Annotated in this window: 2 protein-coding genes; both read right to left on the reverse strand. The window is 68.2% G+C overall.

The window, feature by feature from the left end:
* Nucleotides 1-364 (reverse strand): citrate/2-methylcitrate synthase (locus tag I0Q12_RS31990; protein ID WP_307846029.1); only part of this gene is annotated, 364 nt, incomplete at its 3' end.
* Nucleotides 365-703: 339 nt separating this feature from the next.
* Nucleotides 704-1,621 carry an aldose 1-epimerase family protein gene (locus I0Q12_RS04725; RefSeq protein WP_197250850.1) on the reverse strand — a complete coding sequence of 306 codons (918 nt, stop codon included), beginning with the start codon at nucleotides 1,619-1,621 and terminating at the stop codon, nucleotides 704-706.
* Between the last annotated feature and the right edge of the window lie 82 nt (nucleotides 1,622-1,703).

Consider the following 1,703-nt stretch of genomic DNA (forward strand, 5'->3'; position numbering starts at 1 on the left):
TGAGATCCTCGTGCAGCAGCGTGTGCCGGCGGATCTTGTCGGTGAAGACCTCGAGCTGCTCCGAGGTCGGCAGCTCACCGTAGATCAGCAGGTAGCTGACCTCGATGAACGTCGACCGTTCCGCGAGCTGCTCGATGGGGTATCCGCGGTACCGCAGGATGCCCTTCTCACCGTCGATGTACGTGATCGCCGAGGTGGTGGAGGCAGTGTTGACGAAACCGGGGTCAAGGGTGGTGTACCCGGTTGCAGCAAGGAGCTTGCCCAGCTCGATACCGTCATTGCCTTCCGTCGCCTTGGCGATCGACATTTTGTGCTCGCCACCGGGGTAGCTGAGGGTGGGGTTTGTGTCATTCTCAGCGGGCACGAAGGATCCCTCTCAAGCTCAGACCTACGAGAAACTTCCGAACATTCACGTAGAACCTAGCCGCTGGCCGGGGCGGGCGCCCAGGGAGGGTCGGTCGAAAGTCCCGGGACGGCTACCCATGCGAAGCGGAGGCGAACCCTCGTCGTGCCCGGCGATCGGCGCACACCGACGGACGTGAATGCCGCTCACCTGCGACAACACTCCACGCAAATCGATATCACGATACCGGATCGCGCGCGGTGAGGCACCCCCGGCGTGTCCGGCCGAATGTGCACCGCACCGGTACAACGGTCACACCCAGGGCGCTCGACCCCCGTCGGACCGGGGCACTCGGCCCCGTCAGACCAGGGCGCTCAGCCCCCACTGACCGGTCCACGTCTCGCCGGGCTGCAACACGACGATGTCGATGCCCAGATTGAACGCGTCCGGCGGGCACGTCGCCGGCGCGAGCGCGAGGGCACGGCCGCGGCCCGGATAGTCGTCGGCGATCGACGCGTGCACCCACCCGAAGCCCGGGCCGGTCCACAACCGCACGCCGCGACCGTCCGGGCCGAGCAGGTCGTGCCGGACCCGTCCGTCGACGTCCTCGTCGAGCGCGCTGAAGGGGGCGTCGAGCGTGACGCCGCGCAGCGACCGCGGAGAGGTGAAGTCGTAATCGCTGTCGGCGACGGGCTGCGAGTACGCGTTCGGCAGGGACCGCTCCGGGTCGACGGGCAGCCGCGTGCCGGCGGCGATCTGCAGCGTGCAGTCGTCGAGGTCGGAGTCGCCGGCCCGCAGGTACGGATGCGCACCCAGACCGAAGGGCGCGTGATAGCCGCCGATGTTGGTCGTGGTGTGGGTGACTGTCAGCCCGGCCGGCCCCAGTTCGTGGGTGACGGTGAGCCGCAACTGGTACGGCCAGCCCTTGTGCAGTCCGACCTCGAGCGCCTGCACGACCCGATTCTCGCTGTGCGACAACAACTCCCAATAGCTCGCCCATGCGAACCCGTGCAGCGCCGCGCCGTGCTCCGGATCGGTCACGGCGAGTTGGTGTTCGATGCCGTCGAAGAAGAAGTGGCCGTCGCGGACCCGGCCCGGCCACGGGGCGAGCACGACACCGCTGTACAGCGGTGGCCGCTCCCCGGCCGGCCAGCTCTCGGTGAGCGCGTAGGCGCCGTCGGGCGCCTCGTGTTCGAGCAGACGCAGCGCACCACCTGCACTGGACACCACAGCCCGGTACCCGTTCCCCTGGATACCGAAATCCCTCGGATCGGACATGCCCACAGTTTCCACGGCCGCGACGATCCACACCACCGAATCGGCGCCTCCGCGCCCGTGTGTCGTTGTGGCGGTCGGGACC

The organism is Rhodococcus sp. CX (genome assembly GCF_015865005.1).
GTDB lineage: Bacteria > Actinomycetota > Actinomycetes > Mycobacteriales > Mycobacteriaceae > Rhodococcus.